Raw genomic sequence first — 26,309 nt, forward strand, 5'->3', positions numbered from 1 at the left:
CAACAGTAAGGTGGATTAGCAATGCAGTTAACCGTGCGAGACATGACTCTCGATCTTTCCCATCCGCGGGTGATGGGGATCCTCAACGTGACCCCGGATTCTTTTTCTGACGGCGGCCAACACAACCAGCTTAATCAGGCTTTACTGCACGCGCATGCGCTGATTTCGGCCGGTGCGACCATGATTGATGTGGGCGGCGAGTCGACAAGACCGGGAGCGGCTGAGGTCAGCGAAGACGAAGAGATCGCGCGCGTAGTCCCCGTCGTTGAAGCCATTGCCCGGCGTTTTGAAGTTTTTATCTCGGTAGATACTTCGAAAGCGGGGGTGATCCGCGAGTCGGCTCAGGCCGGTGCGCACCTAATCAACGACGTTCGCTCATTGCAGGAGCCGGGCGCATTGGCCGCTGCGGCGGAAAGCGGGTTGCCAGTGTGCCTGATGCACATGCAGGGTGAGCCACGAACCATGCAGCAGGCACCGCACTACGACGATCTTATTGGCGATGTGAACGCCTTTTTTCAGCATCATATCGAACGCTGTAATGCCGCCGGTATTACAAATCAGAAATTGCTGCTCGACCCCGGGTTCGGTTTCGGTAAGAATTTAGCGCACAATTATCAGCTTCTGGCCAGATTGTCTGAGTTTCATCACTTCGGCCTGCCGCTTTTGGTGGGAATGTCGCGTAAGTCGATGATTGGGCAACTGCTGAGTGTCCCCCCTGATCAGCGGGTTATCGGCAGCGTAGCCTGCGCGGTTATCGCCGCCATGCAGGGAGCGCAGATTGTCAGAGTGCATGACGTTAAAGAAACCGTCGAGGCGATGCGTGTCGTCGAGGCAACCATTTCAGCTAAGGGATGATAGAGACATGAGCGAGCGCAAATATTTTGGTACCGACGGCATTCGTGGCAAGGTCGGTGATAGCCCTATTACCCCAGATTTCGTTCTGAAGCTGGGCTGGGCGGCGGGCAAGGTGCTGGCACGCCACGGTTCTCGTAAAATTATTATCGGCAAAGATACCCGTATCTCAGGTTACATGCTTGAGTCTGCATTGGAAGCCGGTCTTGCCGCGGCGGGGCTGTCTGCTTCCTTCACGGGGCCAATGCCGACGCCGGCGGTAGCCTATTTGACGCGTACCTTCCGTGCGGAAGCCGGTATTGTGATCTCGGCTTCTCATAATCCTTTTTACGACAACGGCATTAAATTCTTCTCCATTGATGGCGCGAAGCTGCCGGATCATGTGGAAGAAGCCATTGAAGCTGAAATGGAAAAACCGCTGACCTGCGTAGAATCTTCCGAACTGGGTAAAGCGAGCCGGATCATTGATGCCGCCGGCCGTTACATCGAATTCTGTAAAGGCACCTTCCCGAGCGAACTGAGCCTGAAAGGCCTGAAAATTGTGGTGGACTGCGCCAACGGCGCGACCTATCACATTGCGCCGAGCGTGCTGCGTGAACTGGGTGCCACGGTGATTGCCATCGGCGTTGAACCGGATGGCATGAACATCAATGAAAAATGCGGTGCAACAGACGTTCGCCAACTGCAAGAGCGCGTGCTGCAGGAGAAAGCGCACGTCGGTCTGGCATTTGACGGTGACGGTGACAGGGTGATGATGGTTGATCACCTTGGCCACAAGGTCGACGGCGACCAGATCCTTTATATCATCGCCCGCGAAGGGTTGCGTCAGGGCCAATTGCGCGGTGGCGCGGTAGGCACGCTGATGAGCAACATGGGGCTCGAACTGGCACTTAAGCAGTTGGGCATTCCCTTTGCTCGCGCCAAAGTCGGTGACCGCTACGTACTTGAGAAGCTGCAGGAACTGGGGTGGCGCATTGGTGCGGAGAACTCCGGCCATGTAATCCTGCTGGATAAAACTACCACCGGTGACGGCATCGTTGCCGGTCTGCAGGTACTGACGGCGATGGTCCGCAACAACATGAGCCTGCACGACCTGTGCAGCGGCATGAAATTACTGCCGCAGATCCTGGTCAACGTGCGTTTTGTCGGCGAGCACAACCCGCTTGAATCGGAAGAGGTGCGTAAAATCACCGAGCAGGTCGAGGCTGAACTGGCCGGCCGCGGCCGCGTGCTGCTACGTAAATCCGGTACCGAGCCGCTGATCCGCGTGATGGTGGAAGGCGAGGACGAGCAGCAAGTGACGGCATTGGCACATCGCATTGCCGACGCGGTGAAATCTGCGGGCTAACGCTTTTTTGATCGGTCCGGGGGCAACCGCTGCCCTCGGAAATCACAGCCTGCGAATTTTATTGGCGTTTTTTTCCGCAAACGCGCCGGTGGCTGCAAATTGCCCTTGCGTGGTTTGGCGCCTTTGGTTAGTATTCACACCCGCTTCAGTGGGCAGTTTGATATAACGCCTGCGACTTCTTAATAGAATTAGAAGCCTTTGGGGTGTGAAGCATTTGGCACGCGGTGAAGCCGCAAGGATACGGGTACAACTATGTACGAAGCTCTTCTGGTAATTTTCCTGCTGATCTCAATCGGGCTGGTTGCTCTGATTATGCTGCAGCAAGGTAAAGGCGCTGATATGGGAGCCTCATTCGGAGCAGGTGCTTCTGGCACATTGTTCGGTTCGAGCGGTTCCGGTAACTTCATGACCCGCATGACGGCTGTGCTGGCGACGCTGTTCTTCGTCATCAGTCTGATCCTGGGCAACCTGAGCACCAACCAGAGCAAGAAAGGCAGCGAGTGGGAAAATCTGGGTCAGCCAGTGAAATCTGAGCAGACTACCGCGCCGGCAGCACCAACCAAGCCGAGCAGCGATATCCCGCAGTAAGCAGCACGCAGTAACAGAGTTTGAAAACGGTTGTTATTACCTCATTAAAATAACGGCCGTTAGCAGTAAGAATCAGTACCGAGGTGGTGGAATTGGTAGACACGCTACCTTGAGGTGGTAGTGCCCTAACGGGCTTGTGGGTTCGAGTCCCATCCTCGGTACCAAATCCCAGAGATAACTTGCAATTTTGCGATTATCGGCGTAATATTTGCCACGTTTTCGGACGCGGGGTGGAGCAGCCTGGTAGCTCGTCGGGCTCATAACCCGAAGGTCGTCGGTTCAAATCCGGCCCCCGCAACCACTTTCCTTTAAGTGTTTATTTTCAAATACACTTTTCGATTGAATTCCGCTTTTCTCGATCAACATTTGAAAATGACACTTGTTAGAAAGTTGCACCGAAGCCGCTTAGCGGCAAACAGGGTCCAGTTGCATAAAGCCCCGAATTTTCGGGGTTTTTTGTTATTTGGCAACAGAATCACTGGGCTATTAGGCCCTTTTTTTATGTCTTGGGGGTGGGCTTGTCCACATTAGAGCAAAAATTAACAGAGATGCTTTCGGCACCGGTAGAAGCGTTGGGCTTTGAACTTGTAGGCATCGAATTTATTCGTGCGCGCCAATCGACGCTCCGTATCTATATTGACAGTGAAAACGGCATCAATGTTGACGATTGCGCTGATGTCAGCCACCAGGTCAGCGCTGTATTGGACGTCGAAGAGCCAATCACAGTCGCTTACAACTTGGAAGTCTCCTCTCCTGGCCTTGATCGCCCGATGTTCACCGCCGAACACTATACTCGTTTCCTCGGTGATGAAGTCAGCTTGGTCCTGCGCATGGCCGTACAGAACCGTCGCAAATGGCAGGGCATTATCAAGTCTGTCGATGGCGAGATGATCACGGTTACTGTGGAAGGGAAAGATGAAGTGTTCGCGCTGAGCAATATCCAGAAAGCGAACCTGGTACCCCACTTTTAAAGTTTGGATGAGGCAACTAGGATGAATAAAGAGATTCTGGCTGTTGTTGAAGCTGTTTCCAATGAAAAATCCCTTCCGCGTGAGAAGATTTTCGAAGCGCTGGAAACCGCATTAGCCACCGCCACCAAGAAAAAATACGAGCAGGAAATCGAAGTTCGCGTCAGCATTGACCGCAAAACTGGCGATTTCGATACCTTCCGCCGTTGGGTCGCCGTAGATGAAGTGACTCAGCCAACGCGTGAAATCACGCTGGAAGCTGCGCAGTATGAAGAGCCAGGCATCGAGCTGGGCGGTTACATCGAAGATCAGATTGAATCTGTTACCTTCGACCGTATCACCACTCAAACCGCGAAACAGGTTATCGTACAGAAAGTACGTGAAGCCGAGCGCGCTATGGTCGTTGATGCTTTCCGTCAGCACGAAGGTGAAATCGTCACCGGCGTAGTGAAGAAAGTTAACCGTGACAGCATTGCGCTGGATCTGGGCAGCAACGCCGAAGCGGTCATTGGCCGTGAAGACATGCTGCCGCGCGAAAACTTCCGTCCAGGCGACCGCATCCGCGGCATCCTGTACGCCGTTCGTCCCGAAGCCCGTGGTGCCCAGCTGTTCGTCAGCCGCTCCAGCGCCGAGATGCTGAAAGAACTGTTCCGCATCGAAGTACCGGAAATCGGCGAAGAAGTGATTGAAATTAAAGCGGCAGCCCGCGATCCAGGCTCCCGTGCGAAAATTGCAGTGAAAACCAACGACAAACGCATCGACCCGGTCGGCGCTTGCGTAGGTATGCGCGGTGCGCGCGTTCAGGCCGTTTCGAGCGAGCTCGGCGGTGAACGTATCGACATCATCCTGTGGGATGATAACCCTGCGCAGTTCGTCATCAACGCCATGGCGCCGGCAGACGTTGCCTCGATCGTGGTTGATGAAGATAATTGCACTATGGATATCGCCGTTGAAGCCAGCAATCTGGCACAGGCGATCGGCCGTAATGGCCAAAACGTGCGTTTGGCATCCCAGCTGTTAAAACAACACCGTGACGACGACCGTTGGGAACTGAACGTGATGACGGCGGACGATCTGCAGGCCAAGCACCAGGCCGAAGCTCATGCCGCCATTGATACCTTCACCAAGTATCTTGATATCGACGAAGATTTCGCCACCGTACTGGTTGAAGAAGGCTTCTCTACGCTGGAAGAATTGGCTTACGTGCCAATCAAAGAGCTGCTGGAAATCGACGGTCTGGATGAAGATATGGTTGAAGCGTTGCGCGATCGCGCCAAAGCTGCATTGACCACGCTGGCCCTGGCCCAAGAAGAAAGCCTGGGCGACCAAAAACCTGCTGACGATTTGCTCAACCTTCCGGGTCTTGAGCGCAGCATGGCCTTTAAACTGGCCGCGCGTGGGGTTTGTACGCTGGAAGATCTTGCCGAGCAGGGTGTTGACGATCTGGCTGATATTGAAGGGCTTAGCGATGAGCAAGCCGGCGAGCTGATTATGGCCGCACGTAATATCTGTTGGTTTGGCGACAACGCGTAATAAACTGTAGCAGGAAGGAACAGCATGACGACAGATGTAACCGTAAAATCGCTGGCAGCAGAGATTCAGACTCCAGTTGATCGCCTGGTACAGCAGTTTGCTGATGCAGGGATTAACAAGTCTGAGACAGACTCTGTAACCCAACATGAGAAAGAAGCCTTACTGGCGCACCTGAACCGTGAACACGGTAGCGCGCCTGGTAAGCTCACGTTGCAGCGCAAAACGCGCAGCACCTTGAATATTCCGAGCACCGGCGGTAAAAGTAAATCGGTGCAAATTGAGGTCCGCAAGAAACGCACTTATGTAAATCGCGATACGCCAGAAGCCCAACAGGCTGAAGCGGCAGAGCAGGCACAGCGTGAAGCGGAAGAGCAGGCACAGCGCGAAGCGGAAGAGCTAGCGAAACGCGAAGCAGAAGCGAAGCGCGCAGCCGAAGAGCAAGCCAAACGTGAGGCCGCGGAGATTGCTAAGCGTAATTCAGCGGAAAAAGAAAAAGTGACGAATCAACATACCGACGAAATGACCAAGCCAGCTCAGGCAGAAAAAGCACGCCGTGAAGCCGAAGCCGCTGAACTGAAACGTAAAGCGGAAGAGGAAGTACGCCGTAAGGTCGAAGAAGACGCCAAACGCGTAGCGGAAGAAGCTCGCCGCATGGCAGAAGAGAACGGTGAGAAGTGGGCCGAAGCTGAAGCAGCAAGCGCTGCGGTTGAAACAGCCGATTACCACGTGACTACCTCTCAGCACGCCCGTGCCGCTGAAGACGAAAACGACGCTAAAGTTGAAGGCGAACGCCGCAGCCGCACCCGTGGCGGTAAAGCGACCAAGCAGAAGAAAGGCAACAAGCTTTCCGAGTCTAAAGCAGACCGTGAAGAAGCGCGCGCCGTTACCCGTGGTGGTAAAGGCAAGCGTAAGCCAAGCACTCTGCAGCAGGGCTTCAACAAGCCAGCTCAGGTGGTTAACCGCGACGTTATTATCGGCGAAACCATCACCGTAGCCGAACTGGCTAACAAAATGGCGGTTAAAGGCTCTCAGGTCATCAAAGCGATGATGAAGCTGGGCGCAATGGCCACCATCAACCAGGTCATCGATCAGGAAACCGCGCAGTTGGTTGCCGAAGAGATGGGCCACAAAGTTATCCTGCGTCGTGAGAACGAGCTGGAAGAAGCGCTGATGAGCGATCGTGATACCGGTGCAGCGGCTGAGCCACGTGCGCCAGTTGTGACCATCATGGGCCACGTCGACCACGGTAAAACTTCTTTGCTGGACTACATCCGCTCCACCAAGGTGGCAGCAGGCGAGGCCGGCGGTATTACCCAGCATATCGGTGCTTATCACGTAGAAACCGACAACGGCATGATCACCTTCCTGGATACCCCAGGCCACGCAGCCTTTACTTCAATGCGTGCCCGTGGTGCTCAGGCGACTGACATCGTTGTTCTGGTTGTTGCTGCCGACGACGGCGTGATGCCGCAAACCATCGAAGCTATCCAGCATGCGAAAGCTGCGCAGGTACCGTTGGTGGTTGCAGTGAACAAAATTGACAAGCCGGAAGCCGATCCGGATCGCGTTAAGCAAGAACTGTCCCAGTACGGCGTTATGCCGGAAGAGTGGGGCGGCGAAGCTCAGTTCGTTCACGTATCTGCGAAAGCCGGTACCGGTATCGACGAACTGCTGAACGCTATCCTGCTGCAGTCCGAAGTTCTCGAACTGAAAGCAGTACGCAGCGGCATGGCCAGCGGCGTAGTTATCGAATCCTTCCTGGATAAAGGTCGTGGTCCGGTTGCTACCGTGTTGGTACAGGAAGGTACGCTGAACAAAGGCGATATCGTTCTGTGTGGCTTCGAATACGGCCGCGTGCGTGCGATGCGTGACGAACTGGGTCGCGAAGTGACCTCTGCGGGTCCTTCTATTCCGGTTGAGATCCTGGGCCTGTCCAGCGTTCCTGCCGCCGGTGATGAAGCGACCGTTGTGCGTGACGAGAAGAAAGCGCGTGAAGTTGCGCTGTACCGTCAAGGCAAGTTCCGCGAAGTTAAACTGGCGCGTCAGCAGAAATCCAAACTGGAAAACATGTTTGCGAACATGACCGACGGTGAAGTTTCTGAGCTGAACATCGTACTGAAATCCGACGTACAGGGTTCTTGTGAAGCCATCATGGATTCACTGTTGAAACTCTCTACCGACGAAGTGAAAGTGAAGATTGTTGGTTCTGGCGTAGGTGGTATCACTGAAACCGACGCAACGCTGGCAGCCGCTTCCAACGCCATCATCCTGGGCTTCAACGTCCGTGCCGACGCTTCTGCGCGCCGCGTGATTGAAGCAGAAAGCCTGGATCTGCGTTACTACTCCGTGATCTATAACTTGATCGATGAAGTGAAGCAGGCGATGAGCGGTATGTTGGCGCCTGAGTACAAGCAGCAGATCATCGGTCTGGCCGAAGTGCGTGACGTGTTCAAATCACCTAAATTCGGTGCTATTGCCGGTTGTATGGTTACCGAAGGTAACATCAAGCGTCACAACCCAATCCGCGTTCTGCGCGACAACGTGGTTATCTATGAAGGCGAGCTGGAATCCCTGCGCCGCTTCAAAGATGACGTTAACGAAGTCCGTAACGGCATGGAATGTGGTATCGGCGTTAAGAACTACAACGACGTGCGCGTCGGCGACATGATCGAAGTCTTCGAAATCATCGAGATCCAACGTACCATCGCTTAACGCTAGCACATCTGCTTAAGTCTTTTCTGGGGGGCCTTGTGCCCCCCGATTTGTCTGGAGAATCCATAATGGCAAAAGAATTCAGCCGCGGTCAGCGCGTGGCACAAGAGATGCAAAAAGAGATTGCTATCATTCTGCAGCGTGAAGTCAAAGATCCGCGTATCGGCATGGCTACCGTTTCTGGTGTAGAAGTTTCTCGCGATTTGGCCTATGCCAAAGTTTATGTCACCTTCCTGAACGTGTTGACCGAAAACCCGGATCCGGAACTGGTGCCAAACGGTATCAAAGCGCTGCAAGACGCTTCGGGCTACATCCGCACATTGCTGGGCAAAGCCATGCGTCTGCGTGTAGTACCTGAGCTGACCTTCGCTTACGACAACTCTCTGGTTGAAGGCATGCGCATGTCCAACCTGGTGACTAACGTAGTGAAGAACGACGCCGAACGCCGTTCCGCATCAGGCGATGACGAGGAGGCTTAATGAGTCGCCCTCGTCGCCGCGGCCGTGATATCCACGGCGTCCTGTTGCTGGACAAACCGCAGGGCCTGTCGTCTAACGACGCCCTGCAAAAAGTAAAACGCCTCTATAACGCCAACCGCGCGGGACACACCGGCGCGCTCGACCCGCTGGCGACCGGCATGCTGCCGATTTGCCTCGGTGAGGCGACCAAGTTCTCACAGTTCCTGCTCGACTCCGACAAACGCTATCGCGTTATTGCTCGACTGGGTCAGCGCACCGATACTTCGGACGCCGACGGCCAGATTGTGCAGGAACGTCCGGTGAACTTCACCCAGGTGCAGCTCGATGCGGCGTTGGACAGCTTCCGCGGCGATATCAAGCAGGTGCCTTCGATGTATTCGGCGCTGAAGTACCAGGGCAAGAAACTCTATGAGTATGCTCGTCAAGGTATCGAAGTTCCGCGCGAAGCACGCAGCATCACCGTTTACGATCTGCAGTTTATCCGCTGGGAAGGGGACGAACTGGAGCTGGAAATTCACTGTTCGAAAGGCACCTACATCCGCACCATTACCGACGACCTCGGTGAGTTGCTGGGGTGTGGCGCACACGTGATCTACCTACGTCGTCTGCAGGTGGCGACCTATCCGATCGAAAGGATGGTCACGCTGGAACAGCTGAACGAATTGCTGGAGCAGGCACAGGCACAGGAAGTCGCGCCAGGCGAGCTGCTCGATCCTTTGCTGATGCCGATGGACAGCCCGGTGGAGAACTACCCGGAAGTGAATTTGCTGCCGGTAGTCGCGGGATACGTTAAGCAGGGGCAGCCCGTACAGGTTGCCGGTGCGCCGGCCTCGGGCATGGTACGTATCACCGAAGGTGAAGAGCGTAAATTTATCGGCGTGGGCGATATTGCCGATGACGGTCGTGTGGCGCCGCGCCGCCTGGTCGTCGAATATTTCGACTGAGGGCAGAAAACGCACTGCCTTGCGATCGCACTGCGCTAAGGGTAGAATGGCGCAGCTTATGCATTGGGTTGCTGAATTAGAGATCGGCGCCTGTATTTATTATCTATAATCTGGAGTATTACAATGTCTCTAAGTGTTGAAGCTAAAGCTAAAATCGTAGCTGATTTCGGTCGTGGTACTAACGACAGCGGTTCTTCCGAAGTTCAGGTTGCCCTGTTGACTGCGCAGATCAACCATCTGCAAGGCCACTTCTCAGAGCACAAAAAAGATCACCACAGCCGTCGTGGTCTGCTGCGTATGGTTTCTCAGCGTCGTAAGCTGCTGGACTACCTGAAGCGTAAAGATGTAGCACGTTACACCAGCCTGATCGAGCGTCTGGGTCTGCGTCGCTAATCTAGCGAGTTTCAGTGGAAAGGGGCCTATTTGGGCCCCTTTCTTCTAGGAAGCATAAGCAAATCAGGTTAATGTATTACTGATGTTTCCAAACAGGATCTTCCATTACAGAGGTTCGCGCGGCTAATGAGAGGCTTTGTCTCAGGCTTGAGATAAGGATTGTCATTAGTCGCGAGGATGTAGTGAGAAGGCAAATCGAGCCAATGGCGTGTCGAGTCGTCAATACGATTGCGCGCCTAATCTAAGGATATAATTTTGCTGACACCGATCATTCGCAAATTCCAGTATGGCCAGCATACCGTCACTATCGAGACCGGTATGATGGCTCGTCAAGCCACCGCCGCCGTGATGGTGAGCATGGATGACACCGCCGTATTCGTTACCGTAGTTGGCCAGAAAAAAGCCAAACCAGGCCAGAGCTTCTTCCCACTGACCGTTAACTATCAGGAGCGTACCTACGCTGCTGGTCGTATCCCGGGCAGCTTCTTCCGTCGTGAAGGCCGTCCGAGCGAAGGCGAAACTCTGACTTCCCGCCTGATTGACCGTCCGATCCGTCCACTGTTCCCGGACAGCTTCCTGAACGAAGTTCAGGTGATCGCGACCGTTGTTTCCGTAAACCCGCAGGTTAACCCGGACATCGTTGCGATGATCGGTGCCTCTGCAGCCCTGAGCCTGTCCGGTATTCCGTTCAATGGCCCAATCGGTGCCGCTCGCGTGGGTTACATCAACAGCCAGTACGTGCTGAACCCAACGACTGACGAGCTGAAAGAAAGCAGCCTGGACTTGGTGGTTGCCGGTACCGCAGGTGCAGTGCTGATGGTTGAATCCGAAGCTGACGTTCTGAGCGAAGATCAAATGCTGGGCGCGGTGGTCTTTGGCCACGAGCAACAGCAGATCGTTATCGAGAACATCAATTCCCTGGTTGCCGAAGCCGGCAAGCCTAAGTGGGATTGGCAGGCACCTGCAGTCAACGAAGCGCTGCACGCGCGCGTTGCAGAACTGGCAGAAGGCCGCCTGGGCGACGCTTATCACATCACCGAAAAACAAGAGCGTTACGCTCAGGTAGATGCGATCAAGAACAGCGTTGTTGAAACCCTGTTGGCGCAGGACGAAACCCTGGACGCGTCTGAAATTCAGGACATCCTGGGCAGCGTTGAGAAAAACGTCGTTCGTAGCCGCGTGCTGCGTGGCGAGCCGCGTATCGACGGCCGTGAAAAAGACATGATCCGTGGTCTGGACGTGCGCACCGGCGTACTGCCGCGTACCCACGGTTCCGCACTGTTCACCCGTGGTGAAACTCAGGCTCTGGTTACTGCAACTCTGGGTACCGCACGTGATGCGCAGAACCTGGATGAGCTGATGGGCGAGAAGACCGACAGCTTCCTGTTCCACTACAACTTCCCTCCGTACTCCGTTGGTGAGACTGGGATGGTAGGTTCGCCTAAACGTCGTGAAATTGGTCACGGTCGCCTGGCGAAACGCGGCGTATTGGCTATGATGCCTAAAGCAGAAGATTTCCCGTACACGGTGCGTGTGGTTTCCGAAATCACCGAATCCAACGGTTCTTCTTCTATGGCTTCAGTCTGTGGCGCTTCTTTGGCGCTGATGGACGCTGGTGTGCCAATCAAAGCCGCCGTTGCGGGTATCGCAATGGGCCTGGTGAAAGAACAAGACAACTTTGTGGTTCTGTCCGACATTCTGGGTGACGAAGATCACCTGGGCGACATGGACTTCAAAGTAGCGGGTAGCCGTGACGGTATTACCGCGCTGCAGATGGACATTAAAATTGAAGGCATCACCCGCGAAATCATGCAGGTTGCACTGAACCAGGCCAAGGGCGCGCGTCTGCACATCCTGGGCGTAATGGAACAGGCTATCAGCACTCCGCGTGGCGATATCTCTCAGTTCGCACCACGTATTCACACTATCCGAATCAACCCGGACAAGATCAAAGACGTGATTGGTAAAGGCGGCTCTGTCATCCGTGCGTTGACCGAAGAGACCGGCACTACCATCGAAATCGAAGATGATGGTACAGTGAAAATCGCTGCTACCGACGGTGAGAAAGCGAAATTCGCTATTCGCCGCATCGAAGAGATCACTGCCGAGATCGAAGTGGGCCGTATTTACCAGGGTAAAGTTACCCGTATCGTTGATTTCGGCGCATTCGTGGCGATCGGTGGTGGTAAAGAAGGTCTGGTGCACATCTCTCAAATCGCAGACAAGCGCGTTGAGAAAGTGACCGACTATCTGCAGATGGGTCAGGAAGTACCGGTTAAGGTACTGGAAGTTGACCGTCAGGGCCGCGTGCGTCTGAGCATCAAAGAAGCGACCGCACCAGAAGCAGGTTCGCCTGCGCCTGAAGCAGAATAACTGTATAGATAGATTTACAGCTCCCGGCCATGGGGTTGGGAGCTGTTCGTATCGCGCGGGTAGGATGCTTGCGTATTAGCAAACGGATGAAAGGATGTTCATCCAATGTTTGTCTTCGGGAGTGGGAAATGAAGCCTTTCTTGCGCTGGTGTTACGTTGCGACAGCACTCATGCTGGCAGGATGCAGCAACCATGATTGGCGTAAAGACGAAGTTTTGGCGATCCCGTTGCAGCCAACTCTGCAGCAGGAAGTGATCCTGGCGCGCATGGAACAAATACTTGCCAGCCGGGCACTGACGGACGATGAGCGTGCGCAGCTTTTATATGAGCGCGGTGTGCTGTATGATAGCCTCGGGCTACGTGCACTGGCGCGCAATGATTTCTCGCAAGCGCTGGCGATACGTCCTGATATGCCAGAAGTTTTCAACTACCTGGGCATTTACTTAACGCAGGCAGGCAATTTTGATGCTGCCTATGAAGCGTTTGATTCTGTACTAGAGCTTGATCCAACTTACAATTACGCGCGTTTAAACCGGGGCATCGCACTGTATTATGGCGGCCGCTTCCCGTTGGCGCAGGATGATCTGCAGGCGTTTTATCAAGACGACCCAAACGATCCCTTCCGTTCGTTGTGGCTTTATCTGGTGGAAAGAGAAATCGATCCCAAGAAGGCTGACGTAGCGCTCCAGCAGCGTTATGACAAAGCGAACCGAGGGCAATGGGGATGGAATATTGTCGAATTCTACCTGGGCAACATCAGTGAAAAAACGCTGATGGAAAGGCTCAAGGCAGATGCAACGGATAACACTTCGCTCGCTGAGCATCTCAGTGAAACTGACTTCTATTTAGGTAAGCATTACCTAAGTCTGGGGGACAAGGACACCGCTTCGGCGCTGTTCAAACTGACGGTCGCTAACAACGTTCATAACTTCGTTGAGCACCGCTATGCATTGTTGGAATTGGCGCTGTTAGGCCAAGAACAAGACGACCTATCGGAATCGGACCAGCAATAGCTGACGAACAACTATCAGCCTGATATACATTGGTTTTTTGCCAAAGTTATCGTCTTAACGGGCGAGGGCTTTTTTGTTCGTTTTATAATCTAATTTGAGCCGGTTCACACTTTTCAATGAAAATGACTGAAAATTTTCTCGACGAGTTATGTAGACTGGCTGCCATTATTAATGAGGCACGTGTACATGACTACTGAGCTTGAAACCTCTTTTGCTGACCTGGGGCTGTCTGCTCCGATCATTTCTGCCCTGACCGATCTGGGCTATGAAAAACCTTCACCGATCCAGGCTGAGTGTATTCCTCACCTGTTGAACGGCCGTGATGTGCTGGGCATGGCACAGACCGGTAGTGGTAAAACTGCAGCATTCTCGCTGCCACTGCTGCACAACCTTGACGCTTCCCTGAAAGCACCTCAGATTCTGGTGCTGGCACCGACCCGCGAACTGGCGGTTCAGGTTGCTGAAGCGATGACTGATTTCTCCAAACACATGCATGGCGTTAACGTCGTGGCCCTGTATGGCGGCCAGCGTTATGACGTGCAGCTGCGCGCTCTGCGTCAGGGCCCGCAAATCGTAGTAGGGACTCCAGGCCGTCTGCTGGACCACCTGAAGCGTGGCACCCTGAACCTCTCTAACCTGAGCGGTCTGGTGCTGGATGAAGCCGACGAAATGCTGCGCATGGGCTTTATCGAAGACGTAGAAACCATCATGGCAGAGATCCCGGCTGAACATCAGACCGCGCTGTTCTCCGCAACCATGCCGGAAGCGATCCGTCGCATTACCCGCCGCTTCATGAAAGAGCCGCAGGAAGTGCGCATCCAATCCAGCATCACTACCCGTCCGGACATCAGCCAGAGCTACTGGACTGTGCACGGCATGCGTAAAAACGAAGCGCTGGTGCGTTTCCTGGAAGCGGAAGACTTTGATGCGGCGATTATCTTCGTTCGTACCAAAAACGCGACCCTGGAAGTGGCTGAAGCGCTGGAGCGCAGCGGTTACAGCAGCGCAGCACTGAACGGCGACATGAACCAGGCACTGCGTGAGCAGACCCTGGAGCGCCTGAAAGATGGTCGTCTGGATATCCTGATCGCAACCGACGTTGCTGCTCGTGGCCTGGACGTTGAGCGTATCAGCCTGGTGGTAAACTATGATATCCCTATGGATTCAGAGTCTTACGTTCACCGTATCGGCCGTACCGGCCGTGCCGGTCGTGCCGGCCGTGCGCTGCTGTTCGTAGAAAACCGCGAACGCCGCCTGCTGCGCAACATCGAACGCACCATGAAGCTGACCATTCCAGAAGTTGAGCTGCCAAACGCAGAACTGCTGGGTGAGCGTCGTCTGGCCAAGTTCGCCGCTAAAGTACAGCAACAGCTGGAAAGCAGCGATCTGGACATGTACCGCGCACTGCTGGCTAAACTGCAGCCGGAAGAAGAGCTGGAAATGGAAACCCTGGCCGCAGCACTGCTGAAAATGGCACAGGGCGAACGTCCTCTGATCTTGCCACCGGATCCCGTGTTCAAACCACGTCAGCGTCGTGAATTCAACGACCGTGACGATCGCGGTAGCGACCGTCGTCGTGACGCACGTCCAGACAGCCGTGATGGTGGCGCAGATCGCCCACGTCGCGAGCGTCGTGACGTTGGCGAAATGCAGCTGTACCGCATTGAAGTGGGCCGTGATGACGGCGTTGAAGTTCGTCATATCGTTGGCGCGATCGCTAACGAAGGTGACATCAGCAGCCGTTACATCGGTAACATCAAGCTGTTTGCTGGTCACTCGACCATCGAACTGCCAAAAGGCATGCCGGGCGAGATCCTGTCTCACTTCACCCGTACTCGTATCCTGAACAAGCCGATGAACATGCAACTGCTGGGCGATGCACAGCCGCATGAACGTCGTGAGCGTCGCGAAGGCGGTGCTGGTGCAGGTAACGGCGAGCGTCGTGGCGGTGGTCGTCCATTCAACGGCGAACGTCGTGAAGGGGCAAACCCAGGCCGTCGTTCTTTCGGTGATCGTCGTGAAGGCGGTGCTGCTGCACCTGCCGGCAACGGTGGCGAACGTCGTGGCGGTAACTTCAACCGTGACGGCCAACGCGCCCCACGTCGTGATGACGCCGCTCCGGCTGCGCCACGTCGCCGTTTCGGTGATGCATAACCTCTGATTTGACCGCTTGCGGTTAATCGGACTAAGAAACCAGCCTTCGGGCTGGTTTTTTATGCCTGAAATTCACCGTTAAATGGCAGAAAATGGCGTATCATTTATAAGGTTTTTTCTTATGGATACTACGCACGGGAGATGCCATGAGTTGGCAGCAGTTCAAGTCTCAATACCTGGTGCGCTTTTGGGCACCTTTACCCGCGGTGATTGCCGCAGGGATCCTCTCTACCTACTACTTTGGTTTGACCGGTACCTTCTGGGCGGTAACCGGGGAATTTACCCGCTGGGGCGGCCATGTATTGCAGTGGTTCGGCCTGCACCCTGAGCAATGGGGCTACTTCAAGGTTATCGGCCTTGAGGGCACGCCGCTGCAGCGCATCGACGGCAGGATGATCATCGGCATGTTCGCTGGCTGTATCGCTGCCGCACTGTGGGCCAATAACATCAAGCTGCGCCAGCCACAGCACCGCATTCGCATTGTGCAGGCGCTGTTGGGCGGCATTATCGCCGGCTTCGGTGCCCGTCTGGCGATGGGCTGCAACCTGGCGGCGTTCTTTACCGGTATTCCTCAGTTCTCGCTGCACGCCTGGTTCTTCGCACTGGCGACCGCTGCTGGCTCCTACTTTGGCGCCAAATTTACCCTGTTGCCGATGTTCCGCATCCCGGTGAAATTACAGAAGGTAAAAGCCGCCGCCCCGTTGACGCAAAAGCCGGAGCAGGCGCGCCGCCGCTTCCGTTTGGGCATGGTGATTTTCTGCCTGTCGGTAGCCTGGTCACTTTGGACGCTGTTCGATGCGCCGAAGCTGGGTATCGCCATGCTGTTCGGTATCGGTTTTGGCCTGCTGATTGAGCGTGCGCAGATCTGCTTCACCTCAGCCTTCCGCGATTTATGGATCACCGGTCGTACCCACATGGCGAAAGCGATCATTATCGGCATGGCGGTGAGCGCCATCGGCATTTTCAGCTATGTGCAGTTGGGTGTCGCGCCGAAAATCATGTGGGCCGGCCCCAATGCGGTTCTGGGCGGCCTGCTGTTTGGTTTCGGCATCGTGCTGGCCGGCGGCTGTGAAACCGGCTGGATGTACCGTGCGGTGGAAGGACAGGTGCACTATTGGTGGGTGGGGCTGGGTAACATCATCGGCGCGACCCTGCTGGCTTACTACTGGGATGACCTGGCCCCGGCGCTGGCCACAGATTACGACAAGATCAACCTGCTGGATACTTTCGGGCCGATCGGCGGCCTGCTGGTGACTTACCTGCTGCTGGCGTTGGCGTTTGCCGCCATGCTGTGGTGGGAGAAACGTTTTTTCCGCGCCAAACCCGATGCGCAGGTGGTTAATTTGAGGAGTGTGTCATGAAGCAAGCGGCGATAGTGCCAGATTATCGGTTGGATATGCTGGGTGAACCTTGTCCGTATCCGGCAGTGGCCACGCTGGAGGCGATGCCGCAGTTGAAGCCGGGCGAGATCCTGGAAGTGATCAGCGACTGCCCGCAGTCGATCAACAACATTCCACTCGACGCGCGGAATCACGGTTACAAAGTGTTGGATATTCAGCAGGATGGGCCAACCATCCGCTATCTTATCCAGCGTTAACCGGCGTGGGGCAGCAGTGTGCTGCCCCATTTTTGCAAGGCGGGCGTGAAGGGAAATGATTGCCCTGCGGCCCGCCGTTGACTTACCCTTTCGCCAGCGTGTCTTTTATTCCGGCGACAATCTCAAACGAATGCAACCGTGCCTGATGGTCAAAGATCTGGCCGTTAACCATGATCTCATCCGCACCGGTTTCGTTGAGCAACGTTTGCAGCCCGTGACGCACGGTATTTTCGTTACCGATGATCGACATGCGCAGTGCCTGATCAACCCCGTACTGTTCCCCGGCGGTCCATAGCGCGTGGATATTGTCCACCGGCGCCGGCAGTGGGCCTGGCGAACCACGACGCAGGTTGATGAACTGCTGCTGCATCGACGTAAACAGGAAGCGCGCATCGGCATCGCTGTCGGCGGCCACCACGTTGACGCACACCATCGCATGCGGGTGCTGGCACTGCTCGGAAGCTTTGAAGTTATCACGATACAACTTCAGCGCCTGGAACAGCATCTCCGGTGCAAAGTGGGAGGCGAAGGCGAACGGCAGGCCGAGCTGTGCCGCCAACTGCGCGCTGTACAAACTGGAACCGAGCAGCCAGAGAGGGACATGCAATCCTTGGCCGGGTACCGCCTGTACCGGCTGGCCCGGTTGTGCATCGCAGAAGTAATGTTGCAGTTCCTGCACGTCGCGGGGGAAGTTATCCACCTCGCCGGACAGATGGCGGCGCAGTGCCATCATGGTGCGTTGATCGGTACCGGGTGCACGGCCGAGGCCCAAATCGATACGCCCGGGGTACAAAGACTCCAGCGTACCGAACTGCTCGGCGATCACCAGCGGCGCATGGTTAGGCAGCATCACGCCACCGGAACCAAGGCGAATGGTTTGGGTACCCGCGGCCAGATAACCCAGCAGTACCGAGGTGGCGGCACTGCCGATGCCGGTCATGTTGTGATGCTCTGCCAACCAATAGCGTTGATAACCCCATTTTTCGGCATGTTGTGCTAAATCTAAAGAAGCGTGAAACGCATCACGTGGTTTGGCCCCTTGTGGGATAGGGGATAAATCCAGTACCGAAACCGGTACCGCAGTTTTTTCAGTCATGGCATCGTCCATCAAAAGGTGATCGCTTAAAGGGCGATTGCAGAAGTCTGCAAACTACAAAGCATAATGTGCTTTTAGTGTTAAAAGCATAATCCAATTTATAGTTATAAAAGAGGATATATGTGCTCGGAATATCCTTATGAGTAAAATGGTTTTTTTGGGAGTTTATTGAGATATGGACATGATGATTTCACCTGCCGCTTATTGCTCAGGGAGCTGAGAGAATGAAAAAAAAGACGTTGTTTACCCTACTGTTGATGGTGGTGGCGATCGCCATGGCGATATTGTTCCGCGCGCATAATCAGGATTTGTTGTTGCAGGGCGAAGTGGATGCGCCTGAGGTGATTGTGGCTTCCAAGGCTAAGGGACGAGTGATTGAACGTCTGGTGGAGCGTGGGGACGACGTGCAGGCAGGGCAAGTGATGATTCATCTCGACAGCCCGGAACTGATGGCGCAACTGCGTTCCGCGCAGGCGTCGCGCGATGAGGCCAAAGCGCAGCTCGAGCAGTCGCTACACGGCACGCGTGAAGAAAGCATCCGCAACCTGCGCGCCAACCTGGCGCAGTCCGAAGCGCAATATCGCAACGCGCAAAACGACTACAACCGCAACCTGAGCGTGGCCGGTAAAGGTTATATTTCGAAATCTGAATTGGACGCTTCACGCCGCGCGCGCGATACCGCTTTCCAACAGGTGCAGGCGGCCAAAGCCAACCTGGACGAAGGGATTAACGGCGACCGTGTCGAATTACGGCAACAGTACGCTGCGGCACTGCGAGCAGCGGAAGAAAACTTGCTGCAGGTGAAAGCCCAGACGGACGACTTGCAGGTATTAGCTCCGGTGACCGGCGAAGTTGGGCCAATACCGGCAGAAGTGGGCGAGTTGTTGAATGCGGGTAGCCCATTGCTGACGCTGATCCGCATACCGGACGCTTATTTCGTGTTTAACCTGCGTGAAGATATTTTGGCTCACGTGCGGAAGGGCGACAAAGTCCAGATGCGGGTACCGGCACTGAAGGACAAAATGATCGAGGCGGAAGTGCGTTATATCGCCCCGCTGGGCGACTACGCCACCAAACGCGCCACCCGAGCTACCGGTGACTTCGATCTGAAAACGTTTGAAGTGCGCCTGTATCCGTCACAGCCGGTAGACGGCCTGCGCCCAGGGATGAGCAGCTTATGGCTATGGAAAGAGTAAGGGCCGGCTGGCGCTGCTTCAGCCATGCGTTTGGCAACGAGTGTCGGCTTGCCTTCCGCAGCCCGGTGGTGCATTGGCTGAGTTGGATCTTCCCGCTGATCCTGTTTGGTCTGATCAGCAGTAACTTTTCGGAAGGGACCTTGCTCGATCTGCCGGTGTCGGTAGTGGACAGCGATCACAGCCCGCTATCCAAATCGCTGACGCGCCGTCTGGATGCCGGTTCGCACGCCCACGTCGAGGCTTACCCCGGTGGGCTGCAGGAATCGCTGCATCGCTTGCGTAGCGCGCAGGATTATGCGCTGCTGTATGTGCCGCCGGATTTTGAGGCCAACGCGTTGGCTGGCAAACAGCCGAGCGTGGTGATGTACTACAATGCGCTGTTTTACGGTGCGGGGCTGTATTCCACCCAGGACTTCAGCGGCCTGATGACCGAAATCAACGCCAGCTACCGCAGCATCATCGCCGGCGAGATGGGCAAAACACTGCCGCCCCTGGCGGACGTGACGCTTTCCTACGGCAGTTTATTCAACGCCAGCGGCAGCTATATTTATTATCAACAGTTTGCCGCCACCATCCACCTGCTGCAGCTGTTCGTAGTGACCTGCATGATTTACGTGTTGGCACGCAGTAAATCCTTGTTGAAGGCGCGGCCGTTCAGCCTGGCGCTGCTCGGCAAGTTGGCGCCGTACACCTTATGTTTCACCAGCTTGCTGATGGTTGAAATTGCCGCGTTGGTGGGCATTTTTGACGCCCGCGTCAGCGGCAATCCGCTGTTCATGCTGATGATTGGCTTCTTCTACGTGATGGCGGCGCAGAGCATTGGCCTGCTGCTGTTTACCTTTACCAGCAGCACCATCACCGCCTACAGCCTGATCGCCATTTTGGTGAGTATTGCGCTGACCTTTTCGGGCATGGCGGTGCCGGAACTGTCGATGCCGCTGCCGGCGCGCATTATTTCTAATATTGAGCCGTTAACTCATGCGTTGTACGCCATGTTTGACGTATTCCTGCGGCAAGTCCCTGCCAGCGCCATCTTCAGCGTCTGTGCGTTGCTGTCGATTTATCCGCTGGTGACCGCACTGCTGGTGCGTAACCGGCTGTTGGCGCGGCTGTTAAAAGAAGGGGGGGCAGGATGAAACTTTATTGGCAAACCTTCGTCCGGGTGCTGCTCGGCATGCTGGAGCGGCCGATGTGGCTGATGTTGATCCTGTCGTTGTGCGTCATGAGCATGGTCTATGCCAACCGCACGGTATGGGATCTGCCGGTGGGCGTCATCGATCAGGACCACAGCACCGCCAGTCGCCAGCTGATCCGTCAACTGGACGCCACCTCCAAAATCGCTATTGAAACCTACGACAGTCTTGAGCAGGCGCAGCGGGATCTTGGCTGGCGCAAGCTGTTCGCGGTGATCATCATGCCGGTGGATCTGGAGAAGAAGATCCTGAGCGGCCAGAATATCGTGGTGCCGGTGTATGGCGATGCGACCAACCGCCTGGCCAACGGGCAGATCCAGCAGGATGTGGTGGCGGCTTATCAGCAGTTGCTGACCCAGTACAACAACGGCCTGCTGTTACGCAGCGGTTTCAGCGAACGCCAGGCGCAGGTGATCCTGACGCCGATCGTCGGGCAGACGCTAGATGTGTTCAACCCGGGCATCAGCTTTGCGGCGATCATCTTCCCCGGCCTGCTGGTGATGCTGTTGCAGCACTCGCTGTTGATTGCCTGCGTGCGCGTCAGCATTGCCATGAAGAGCATGCCCGGGGGTAAAGCGCCGCTGGCGGCGCATCTGGGGGGGCTGACGGCGTTGCTGCCGATCTGGCTGTTCCTGTCGATCGTGCTGTTTGTGTTGTGGCCATGGGTGCTGGGCTATCGGCAAACGGCGGGCATTGCGGAAATTCTGCTGCTGACCTTCCCGTTCTTACTGGCGGTGCTGGGGTTGGGCAAGCTGGTGACCGAGTGCCTGCGCAGCGTCGAAATGATCTACCTGACGCTGGCGTTTATTACGACGCCGATATTTTATCTTTCGGGCACCATCTGGCCGCTGCAGGCAATGCCGGGCTGGGTGCGGGCGATTTCCTACAGCATTCCCTCCACCTGGGCAACCAAGGCCGTTGCGGGGGTTAACCAGATGGGGTTGTCGCTGAACGAAGTGTGGGGGGACGTGGCGATGCTGCTGGTGCTGGGGATTGTTTACACCCTGTTGGGCTTCGGCGTGGGTTTCGTACGCAACAGCGTCGCGCTGCGCAGTATGTTCCGCAAACGGCAGGTTAATTAACGTTCCAGCAAGGGAGCCCCACCATTTCCTTGACCCTTAACAAGGTGGACAGATGCGCTGTCTCGCATAATCACGTCCGTGAATTTTCTTACTGGTGTGATTGTATGGCTTACCAACTGAACCTGAACTGGCCCGAGTTTTTAGAGAAGTATTGGCAGAAAAAACCTGTTGTTTTGAAAAATGCCTTCCCGAATTTTGTCGATCCTATCACGCCTGACGAACTGGCGGGGCTGGCGATGGAGCAGGAGGTTGACAGCCGTCTGGTGAGCAACGCAGAGGGAAAATGGCAGGCCAGCAACGGTCCGTTTGAACATTTCGATGACCTCGGTGAAACGGGTTGGTCACTGCTGGCGCAGGCGGTTAACCACTGGCATGCGCCCTCAGCCGAGCTGGTGCGTCCGTTTCGCGCCTTGCCGGACTGGCGCCTGGATGATCTGATGATCTCCTTCTCGGTGCCGGGAGGCGGTGTGGGTCCGCATATCGACAACTACGATGTGTTCATCATTCAGGGGATGGGCCGCCGTCGCTGGCGCGTAGGCGACGCCTTGCCGATGCGTCAGTTCTGCCCGCACCCGGCGCTGCTGCACGTTGATCCGTTCGAGCCGATCATTGATGAAGAATTGGAACCGGGCGACATTCTGTACATCCCGCCAGGCTTCCCACATTACGGCTTTACCCACGAAACGGCGTTCAACTATTCAGTGGGCTTCCGTGGGCCAAACGGCCGTGACTTGATCAGCAGCTTTGCTGATTACGCGCTGGAAAAAGATCTGGGTGGTGCGCATTACAGCGATCCTGATTTAACCCTGCGTGAACATCCGGGCCGGGTTGAAGAATATGAGCTTGAGCGACTGCGCTCAATGATGTTCGAAATGATCGGCCAACCGGAAGACTTTAAGCAGTGGTTTGGCCGTTTTGCCACTACGCCACGTCATGAGCTGGATATCGCTATGGCGGAACCCCCTTATGAAGCGGAAGAGGTACTGAATGCGCTGATGGGCGGTGAAACCCTGACTCGCCTGAGCGGCCTGCGTGTGCTGCAGGTCGGCGGCAGCTTCTTCGTCAACAGCGAGCGTCTGAACACCGTGGACGATCGTGCGGCCGATGCGCTGTGTCGTTATACCGAGCTGGGCCAGCCGGAGCTGGGTGATGCGTTGCAAAATCCGGCCTTTGTGGCTGAGCTGACCGAGCTGATCAATCAGGGATACTGGTTCTTCAAAGAGTAGTTGTCGCTGTTGGCTGACTTGCCGGGTGGCGCTACGCCTACCCGGCAGTTTTGTATTTTCTCAACGAATTAAGACACCAATTCCAGCCCCGCGACCCGGCGCCAGTAGCCGTTGCAGTCGGCTTGATCGGTGAGCGTTAACGGCTGCGCACCCTGCTCGTTGGCACGGAAGCGTTCGACCAGAGCCAACGTCTCCGTGCTCTGCGGCGACAGGCGCACGATGTCTACCAATCCCTGCATACCGCTCAATTCGTTACCCAGGTTATAACAGTAGCCGCTCATGGTCTGAATACCGTTGAGCACGAACACCTGTTGCTGTTCTTGGGAACGCATCATGCGGCCCTGCGGGTATTTGATGCAGCAGGTTTCGCATTCGTCCTTGGCGCGGTCTTCAGACCGTGCGGTGAAGCAGCGTGCCGAATAGGCCAGCGGCAGGTGGCCGTAGCTCAGCACTTCCACTTCAAACTGCTGGCGGAAGCCCAGTTCCTCGCACTGCGCCAACAGTTTGGCCAGCCAGTCGCGTGACAGCTCGACCGGCATACACCAGCGGGTCATGCCCTGGCGGTGCAGCAGACGCAGGGTGTAGGCGTTGTAGCAATTCAGCGCGTGACCGGCGACGAACGGCAGGCCACGTTCCGCGGCCATGTTCACCGTGCCCAGATCGTTGGCTTCTATCAGGAATTCGCCGTTTTCCACATAACGCTTCAGTTCGTTCAGCTCGGACGGCGCCTGTAACAGGGCCAGGGTAGAGATCACCACCTGCTTGCCGCTGCGGGCTATCTCTTGCGCCAGCGCCAGCCAGTCTCCCACCTTCATTTCACGCCGTTTGGTGCAGACGCTTTCACCGAGATAAATAATCTCCGCGCTGCTGTTTACCGCCTGCTGATAAAAACTCTCGACCTCGGTTTTTGGCCAGTAGTACAGCACCGGGCCTAATGCGTATTTCATGCGTCCTCCTGCTACTGCCATTTGCGGTGATAGGCACCGAGGGTGGTTTGGGTGCCTTCGGACATCGAGCCGAGCGCTTCCATCCAGCCGGCCTCGGCCTGATAAGCGGCCGGATCGGCCTGGCAGCGATCGATGGCCTGACGCCACACGCGGGCAACCTGGCTAACATAGGCCGGGCTGCGCTGGCGGCCTTCAATCTTCACCGAAGCGATATTGGCAGCCAGCAGTTCCGGCAGCAGTTCCAGCGTATTGAGGCTGGTGGGCTCTTCCAGCGCGTGGTAGCGCACGTCATCCACCAGATAGCGGCCCTTGCACAGCGTCGGGTAACCGGCATTTTCATCGTCCCGGTAGCGGTCGATCAGCACGCCGTTCAGGCGTGACTCCATACCCTGAGCCGTTTGCTGCCAGCGCACGTAGCGCGCCGGCGAACAGGCACCGACGGTATTGGGGGATTCGCCGGTCAGGTAAGAGGAGAGGTAGCAACGCCCCTCGGCCATGATGCACAGGCTGCCGAAGGCGAAGACCTCAAGCGGCACAGGGCTGGTACGCGCCAGCTGTTTAACCTGGTGCATCGACAGCACGCGCGGCAGCACTACCCGACCGACGTCGAAATGGCGTTGGTAGAAGCGAATTGCCTCTTCGTTAGTGGCAGAAGCTTGCACCGACACGTGACGCTCCAACTGCGGGTAACGTTCGGCGGCGTATTCCAGCATCGCCAAATCGGCGAGGATCAGCACGTCGGCACCCAACTGCGCCGCCATGTCTACCGCCCGCTGCCAGCGGGCATAGCCGTCCGGGTGGGCGAAGGTGTTGATGGCGATGTGCAGCTTGCGGTTGTGGCGATGGACGTACTCGACCGCTTCCTGCAGCTTTTTCTCGGTAAAGTTGAGGCCGGCAAAGTGGCGCGCGTTGGTATCATCTTTCAGGCCGATGTACACGGCGTCAGCGCCGTTATCCACCGCAGCCTTCAGGGCCGGCAGGTTACCGGCGGGACAAAGCAGCTCCATAGATTTATCCTGACTCAGCATGCACCCATGGCGGATGCGGGCTGTCACAATGTTTACCGGTGACCGTTTTTAACCGGCAAACGCTAATCGGGAGGCAATTTTAGTGAAAGCGCGCTGAACAGGCTTTGATTTGAGGCAGCTTCTGGCGTATTGATAAAGCTGGCGGCGAAATGCACTATTTGTTGATATAGAGCGCTTCTGCCGTGCGCCACTGTGGCAAAATAGTGCATCTGTGTTGAAAGGAGTGAACGACAGTGTTGGAACAATTACGAGCGCGCATTGTGCGCCAGGGGCCGTCGCTGCTGCGAGTACCGCTAAAATTCACGCCGTTTGCTTTGCAGCGCCAGCTTCTGGAACAGGTGCTGGGCTGGCAGTTCCGCCAGGCGTTGGCGGATGGCGATTTGGAATTTCTCGAATCGCGCTGGTTAAAGATCGAAGTCCGCGATCTGGCGCTACACTGGTTTATGACGGTAGAAAACGGCAAGCTGGTTGTCAGCCAACATGCCGAGGCTGATGTCAGCTTCAGCGGCGACGCCAACGATCTGATTCTTATCGCAGCGCGTAAGCAAGATCCCGATACGCTGTTCTTTCAGCGTCGGCTGCAGATTGAAGGGGACACCGAATTGGGCCTGTATGTAAAAAATCTGATGGACGCCATCGAGTTGGAAGCCATGCCTGCGCCATTGCGCCTGGGCCTGCTGCAACTGGCTGAATTTGTCGAAGCAGGGCTGCAGGAGGGCACGGTGCAAACTTCCCGTGTGCCGGTATCATGCTAATCCGCGTAGAAATTCCGGTAGATGCCGCAGGGATCGACGCACTGTTGCGTCGTGCCTTTGGGCGTGACGACGAGGCCGATCTGGTGCAGCAACTGCGCGAAGATGGCCTGCTGACGCTGGGCATTGTCGCCACCGACGACGAAGGCGGCGTGGTAGGTTATGCGGCGTTCAGTCCGGTGGACGTGGCCGGGGAGGATCGCCAATGGGTCGGTCTGGCACCGCTGGCGGTGGACGAAAGCCTGCGTCGCCAAGGGCTGGGTGAAAAACTGATCTACGAAGGATTGGATTCGCTCAATGAGTTCAGCTATGCCGCAGTAGTGGTGCTGGGCGATCCCGCTTATTACGGCCGCTTTGGCTTTAAACCGGCTGCCGCCTACGGGCTGCAGTGCCGTTGGCCGGGCAGCGAAGCCGCCTTCCAGGTGTATCCGCTGGCGGAAAATGCTCTGGATGATGCGCGCGGGGCGGTGGAGTTTTCCGAGCCGTTTAACCGGTTTTAATCTCAGCGTCCGGCAGTAGATGATCCAACGAAAGAGGCGGGTGATTCACCAGCCTCTCTTTTTGCGTTTTGCTCAGTTGCTTCACCCGATATTCCAGCCTTAGCGCTTTAGAACGATCCCCCGCCAGGCAGTGAAACGCCAACACCAGCTCGCCTTTGCCCCGCAGTGCCTTTGCACCTTTGCCAGCCTGATGCTGCGCCAGACGTCGTTCGACGTCGGTAGTAATGCCGGTATACAGCATGCCGTTAGGCAGACGCAGCATGTAAAGGTGCCAGGGGGAGAGGGTATCGGTCATGAATAAGCAGCAACTTCGGTGGTCAGGGTGGGAATATGAT

The 26,309-nt window shown here is 55.9% G+C and carries 25 protein-coding genes and 2 tRNA genes; 23 read left to right on the forward strand and 4 right to left on the reverse strand.

The genetic code is table 11. From position 1 onward, the window contains the following. The first annotated feature begins 21 nt into the window (after positions 1-21). The 17 genes from folP (at position 22) to yedF (ending at position 16,954) form a co-directional block, all read left to right on the forward strand. Positions 22-855 carry a dihydropteroate synthase gene (gene folP / locus NR114_RS17805; protein ID WP_234530567.1) on the forward strand — a complete coding sequence of 278 codons (834 nt, stop codon included), beginning with the start codon at positions 22-24 and terminating at the stop codon, positions 853-855. A 7-nt stretch (positions 856-862) separates the two neighbouring features. Beyond that, positions 863-2,200, forward strand: coding sequence for a phosphoglucosamine mutase (gene glmM / locus NR114_RS17810; protein WP_048762815.1), 1,338 nt, complete (start codon positions 863-865; stop codon positions 2,198-2,200). 252 nt (positions 2,201-2,452) lie between these two features. Further along, positions 2,453-2,788, forward strand: coding sequence for a preprotein translocase subunit SecG (secG, locus tag NR114_RS17815; RefSeq protein WP_020824951.1), 336 nt, complete (start codon positions 2,453-2,455; stop codon positions 2,786-2,788). A gap of 77 nt (positions 2,789-2,865) precedes the next feature. Beyond that, positions 2,866-2,952, forward strand: a tRNA-Leu gene (locus NR114_RS17820). Between the two features lie 60 nt (positions 2,953-3,012). Then, positions 3,013-3,089 (forward strand) — tRNA-Met (locus NR114_RS17825). Positions 3,090-3,306: 217 nt separating this feature from the next. Beyond that, positions 3,307-3,759, forward strand: coding sequence for a ribosome maturation factor RimP (gene rimP / locus NR114_RS17830; RefSeq protein ID WP_071827073.1), 453 nt, complete (start codon positions 3,307-3,309; stop codon positions 3,757-3,759). A gap of 21 nt (positions 3,760-3,780) precedes the next feature. Further along, positions 3,781-5,289: a transcription termination factor NusA gene (gene nusA / locus NR114_RS17835; RefSeq protein WP_004952855.1), complete on the forward strand. Its 1,509-nt coding sequence runs from the start codon at positions 3,781-3,783 to the stop codon at positions 5,287-5,289. 24 nt (positions 5,290-5,313) lie between these two features. Then, positions 5,314-8,001, forward strand: coding sequence for a translation initiation factor IF-2 (gene infB / locus NR114_RS17840; RefSeq protein ID WP_020824953.1), 2,688 nt, complete (start codon positions 5,314-5,316; stop codon positions 7,999-8,001). 68 nt (positions 8,002-8,069) lie between these two features. Further along, complete coding sequence (gene rbfA / locus NR114_RS17845) at positions 8,070-8,480, forward strand: 30S ribosome-binding factor RbfA (protein WP_020824954.1); 411 nt, start codon at positions 8,070-8,072, stop codon at positions 8,478-8,480. Next, positions 8,480-9,424 carry a tRNA pseudouridine(55) synthase TruB gene (gene truB, locus NR114_RS17850; protein WP_115060316.1) on the forward strand — a complete coding sequence of 315 codons (945 nt, stop codon included), beginning with the start codon at positions 8,480-8,482 and terminating at the stop codon, positions 9,422-9,424. Before rbfA ends, truB begins: the two co-directional genes overlap by 1 nt. A gap of 123 nt (positions 9,425-9,547) precedes the next feature. After that, complete coding sequence (gene rpsO / locus NR114_RS17855; protein ID WP_012004950.1) at positions 9,548-9,817, forward strand: 30S ribosomal protein S15; 270 nt, start codon at positions 9,548-9,550, stop codon at positions 9,815-9,817. A 255-nt stretch (positions 9,818-10,072) separates the two neighbouring features. Further along, complete coding sequence (pnp, locus tag NR114_RS17860) at positions 10,073-12,190, forward strand: polyribonucleotide nucleotidyltransferase (RefSeq protein ID WP_020824956.1); 2,118 nt, start codon at positions 10,073-10,075, stop codon at positions 12,188-12,190. 128 nt (positions 12,191-12,318) lie between these two features. Further along, positions 12,319-13,203, forward strand: coding sequence for a lipoprotein NlpI (gene nlpI / locus NR114_RS17865; RefSeq protein WP_012004952.1), 885 nt, complete (start codon positions 12,319-12,321; stop codon positions 13,201-13,203). 122 nt (positions 13,204-13,325) lie between these two features. Next, the gene (gene yrbN / locus NR114_RS24305) at positions 13,326-13,400 is read left to right on the forward strand and encodes a protein YrbN (RefSeq protein ID WP_223499600.1); all 75 of its coding nucleotides are present in this window, start codon (positions 13,326-13,328) and stop codon (positions 13,398-13,400) included. Beyond that, a complete protein-coding gene (locus NR114_RS17870; RefSeq protein ID WP_020824957.1) occupies positions 13,390-15,357 on the forward strand; it encodes a DEAD/DEAH family ATP-dependent RNA helicase in 1,968 nt (655 codons plus the stop codon). Before yrbN ends, NR114_RS17870 begins: the two co-directional genes overlap by 11 nt. Before the next feature lie 146 nt (positions 15,358-15,503). Beyond that, a complete protein-coding gene (gene yedE, locus NR114_RS17875) occupies positions 15,504-16,718 on the forward strand; it encodes a selenium metabolism membrane protein YedE/FdhT (RefSeq protein WP_046374648.1) in 1,215 nt (404 codons plus the stop codon). Then, positions 16,715-16,954 carry a sulfurtransferase-like selenium metabolism protein YedF gene (gene yedF / locus NR114_RS17880; protein WP_004952879.1) on the forward strand — a complete coding sequence of 80 codons (240 nt, stop codon included), beginning with the start codon at positions 16,715-16,717 and terminating at the stop codon, positions 16,952-16,954. Before yedE ends, yedF begins: the two co-directional genes overlap by 4 nt. An 82-nt stretch (positions 16,955-17,036) precedes the next feature. On the opposite strand, the gene NR114_RS17885 is transcribed toward yedF, so the two are convergent. Continuing rightward, positions 17,037-18,050, reverse strand: a complete 1,014-nt coding sequence (locus NR114_RS17885) for a luciferase-like monooxygenase (RefSeq protein WP_256814456.1) — start codon at positions 18,048-18,050, stop codon at positions 17,037-17,039. A gap of 224 nt (positions 18,051-18,274) precedes the next feature. Here NR114_RS17885 and NR114_RS17890 point away from each other — a divergent pair, with 224 nt between their 5' ends. The 4 genes from NR114_RS17890 (at position 18,275) to NR114_RS17905 (ending at position 22,747) form a co-directional block, all read left to right on the forward strand. Beyond that, a complete protein-coding gene (locus tag NR114_RS17890; protein ID WP_020824960.1) occupies positions 18,275-19,246 on the forward strand; it encodes an HlyD family secretion protein in 972 nt (323 codons plus the stop codon). Beyond that, on the forward strand, positions 19,228-20,382 hold the full coding sequence (locus NR114_RS17895; RefSeq protein ID WP_020824961.1) for an ABC transporter permease: 1,155 nt from the start codon (positions 19,228-19,230) through the stop codon (positions 20,380-20,382). Before NR114_RS17890 ends, NR114_RS17895 begins: the two co-directional genes overlap by 19 nt. Further along, positions 20,379-21,521, forward strand: coding sequence for an ABC transporter permease (locus tag NR114_RS17900; RefSeq protein ID WP_020824962.1), 1,143 nt, complete (start codon positions 20,379-20,381; stop codon positions 21,519-21,521). The genes NR114_RS17895 and NR114_RS17900 overlap by 4 nt, the downstream gene beginning before the upstream one ends. Positions 21,522-21,625: 104 nt before the next feature. After that, the gene (locus NR114_RS17905; RefSeq protein ID WP_234530569.1) at positions 21,626-22,747 is read left to right on the forward strand and encodes a cupin domain-containing protein; all 1,122 of its coding nucleotides are present in this window, start codon (positions 21,626-21,628) and stop codon (positions 22,745-22,747) included. A gap of 68 nt (positions 22,748-22,815) precedes the next feature. On the opposite strand, the gene NR114_RS17910 is transcribed toward NR114_RS17905, so the two are convergent. Then, positions 22,816-23,694, reverse strand: coding sequence for a U32 family peptidase (locus tag NR114_RS17910; protein ID WP_020824964.1), 879 nt, complete (start codon positions 23,692-23,694; stop codon positions 22,816-22,818). An 11-nt stretch (positions 23,695-23,705) separates the two neighbouring features. Beyond that, complete coding sequence (locus NR114_RS17915; RefSeq protein WP_044553975.1) at positions 23,706-24,701, reverse strand: peptidase U32 family protein; 996 nt, start codon at positions 24,699-24,701, stop codon at positions 23,706-23,708. Between the two features lie 254 nt (positions 24,702-24,955). Between NR114_RS17915 and NR114_RS17920 the strand changes: the two genes are divergently transcribed. Then, the gene (locus NR114_RS17920; RefSeq protein ID WP_020824966.1) at positions 24,956-25,477 is read left to right on the forward strand and encodes an SCP2 domain-containing protein; all 522 of its coding nucleotides are present in this window, start codon (positions 24,956-24,958) and stop codon (positions 25,475-25,477) included. Next, a complete protein-coding gene (locus NR114_RS17925; RefSeq protein ID WP_020824967.1) occupies positions 25,471-25,974 on the forward strand; it encodes a GNAT family N-acetyltransferase in 504 nt (167 codons plus the stop codon). Before NR114_RS17920 ends, NR114_RS17925 begins: the two co-directional genes overlap by 7 nt. Here NR114_RS17925 and NR114_RS17930 read toward each other — a convergent pair. Then, on the reverse strand, positions 25,961-26,269 hold the full coding sequence (locus NR114_RS17930) for a GIY-YIG nuclease family protein (protein WP_071844585.1): 309 nt from the start codon (positions 26,267-26,269) through the stop codon (positions 25,961-25,963). The two genes, NR114_RS17925 and NR114_RS17930, sit on opposite strands and share 14 nt — an antisense overlap. Between the last annotated feature and the right edge of the window lie 40 nt (positions 26,270-26,309).

Origin of the sequence: Serratia sp. Ser99, from assembly GCF_024519545.1 — a bacterium.
In the GTDB taxonomy this organism is placed as follows: Bacteria; Pseudomonadota; Gammaproteobacteria; order Enterobacterales; family Enterobacteriaceae; genus Serratia; species Serratia liquefaciens.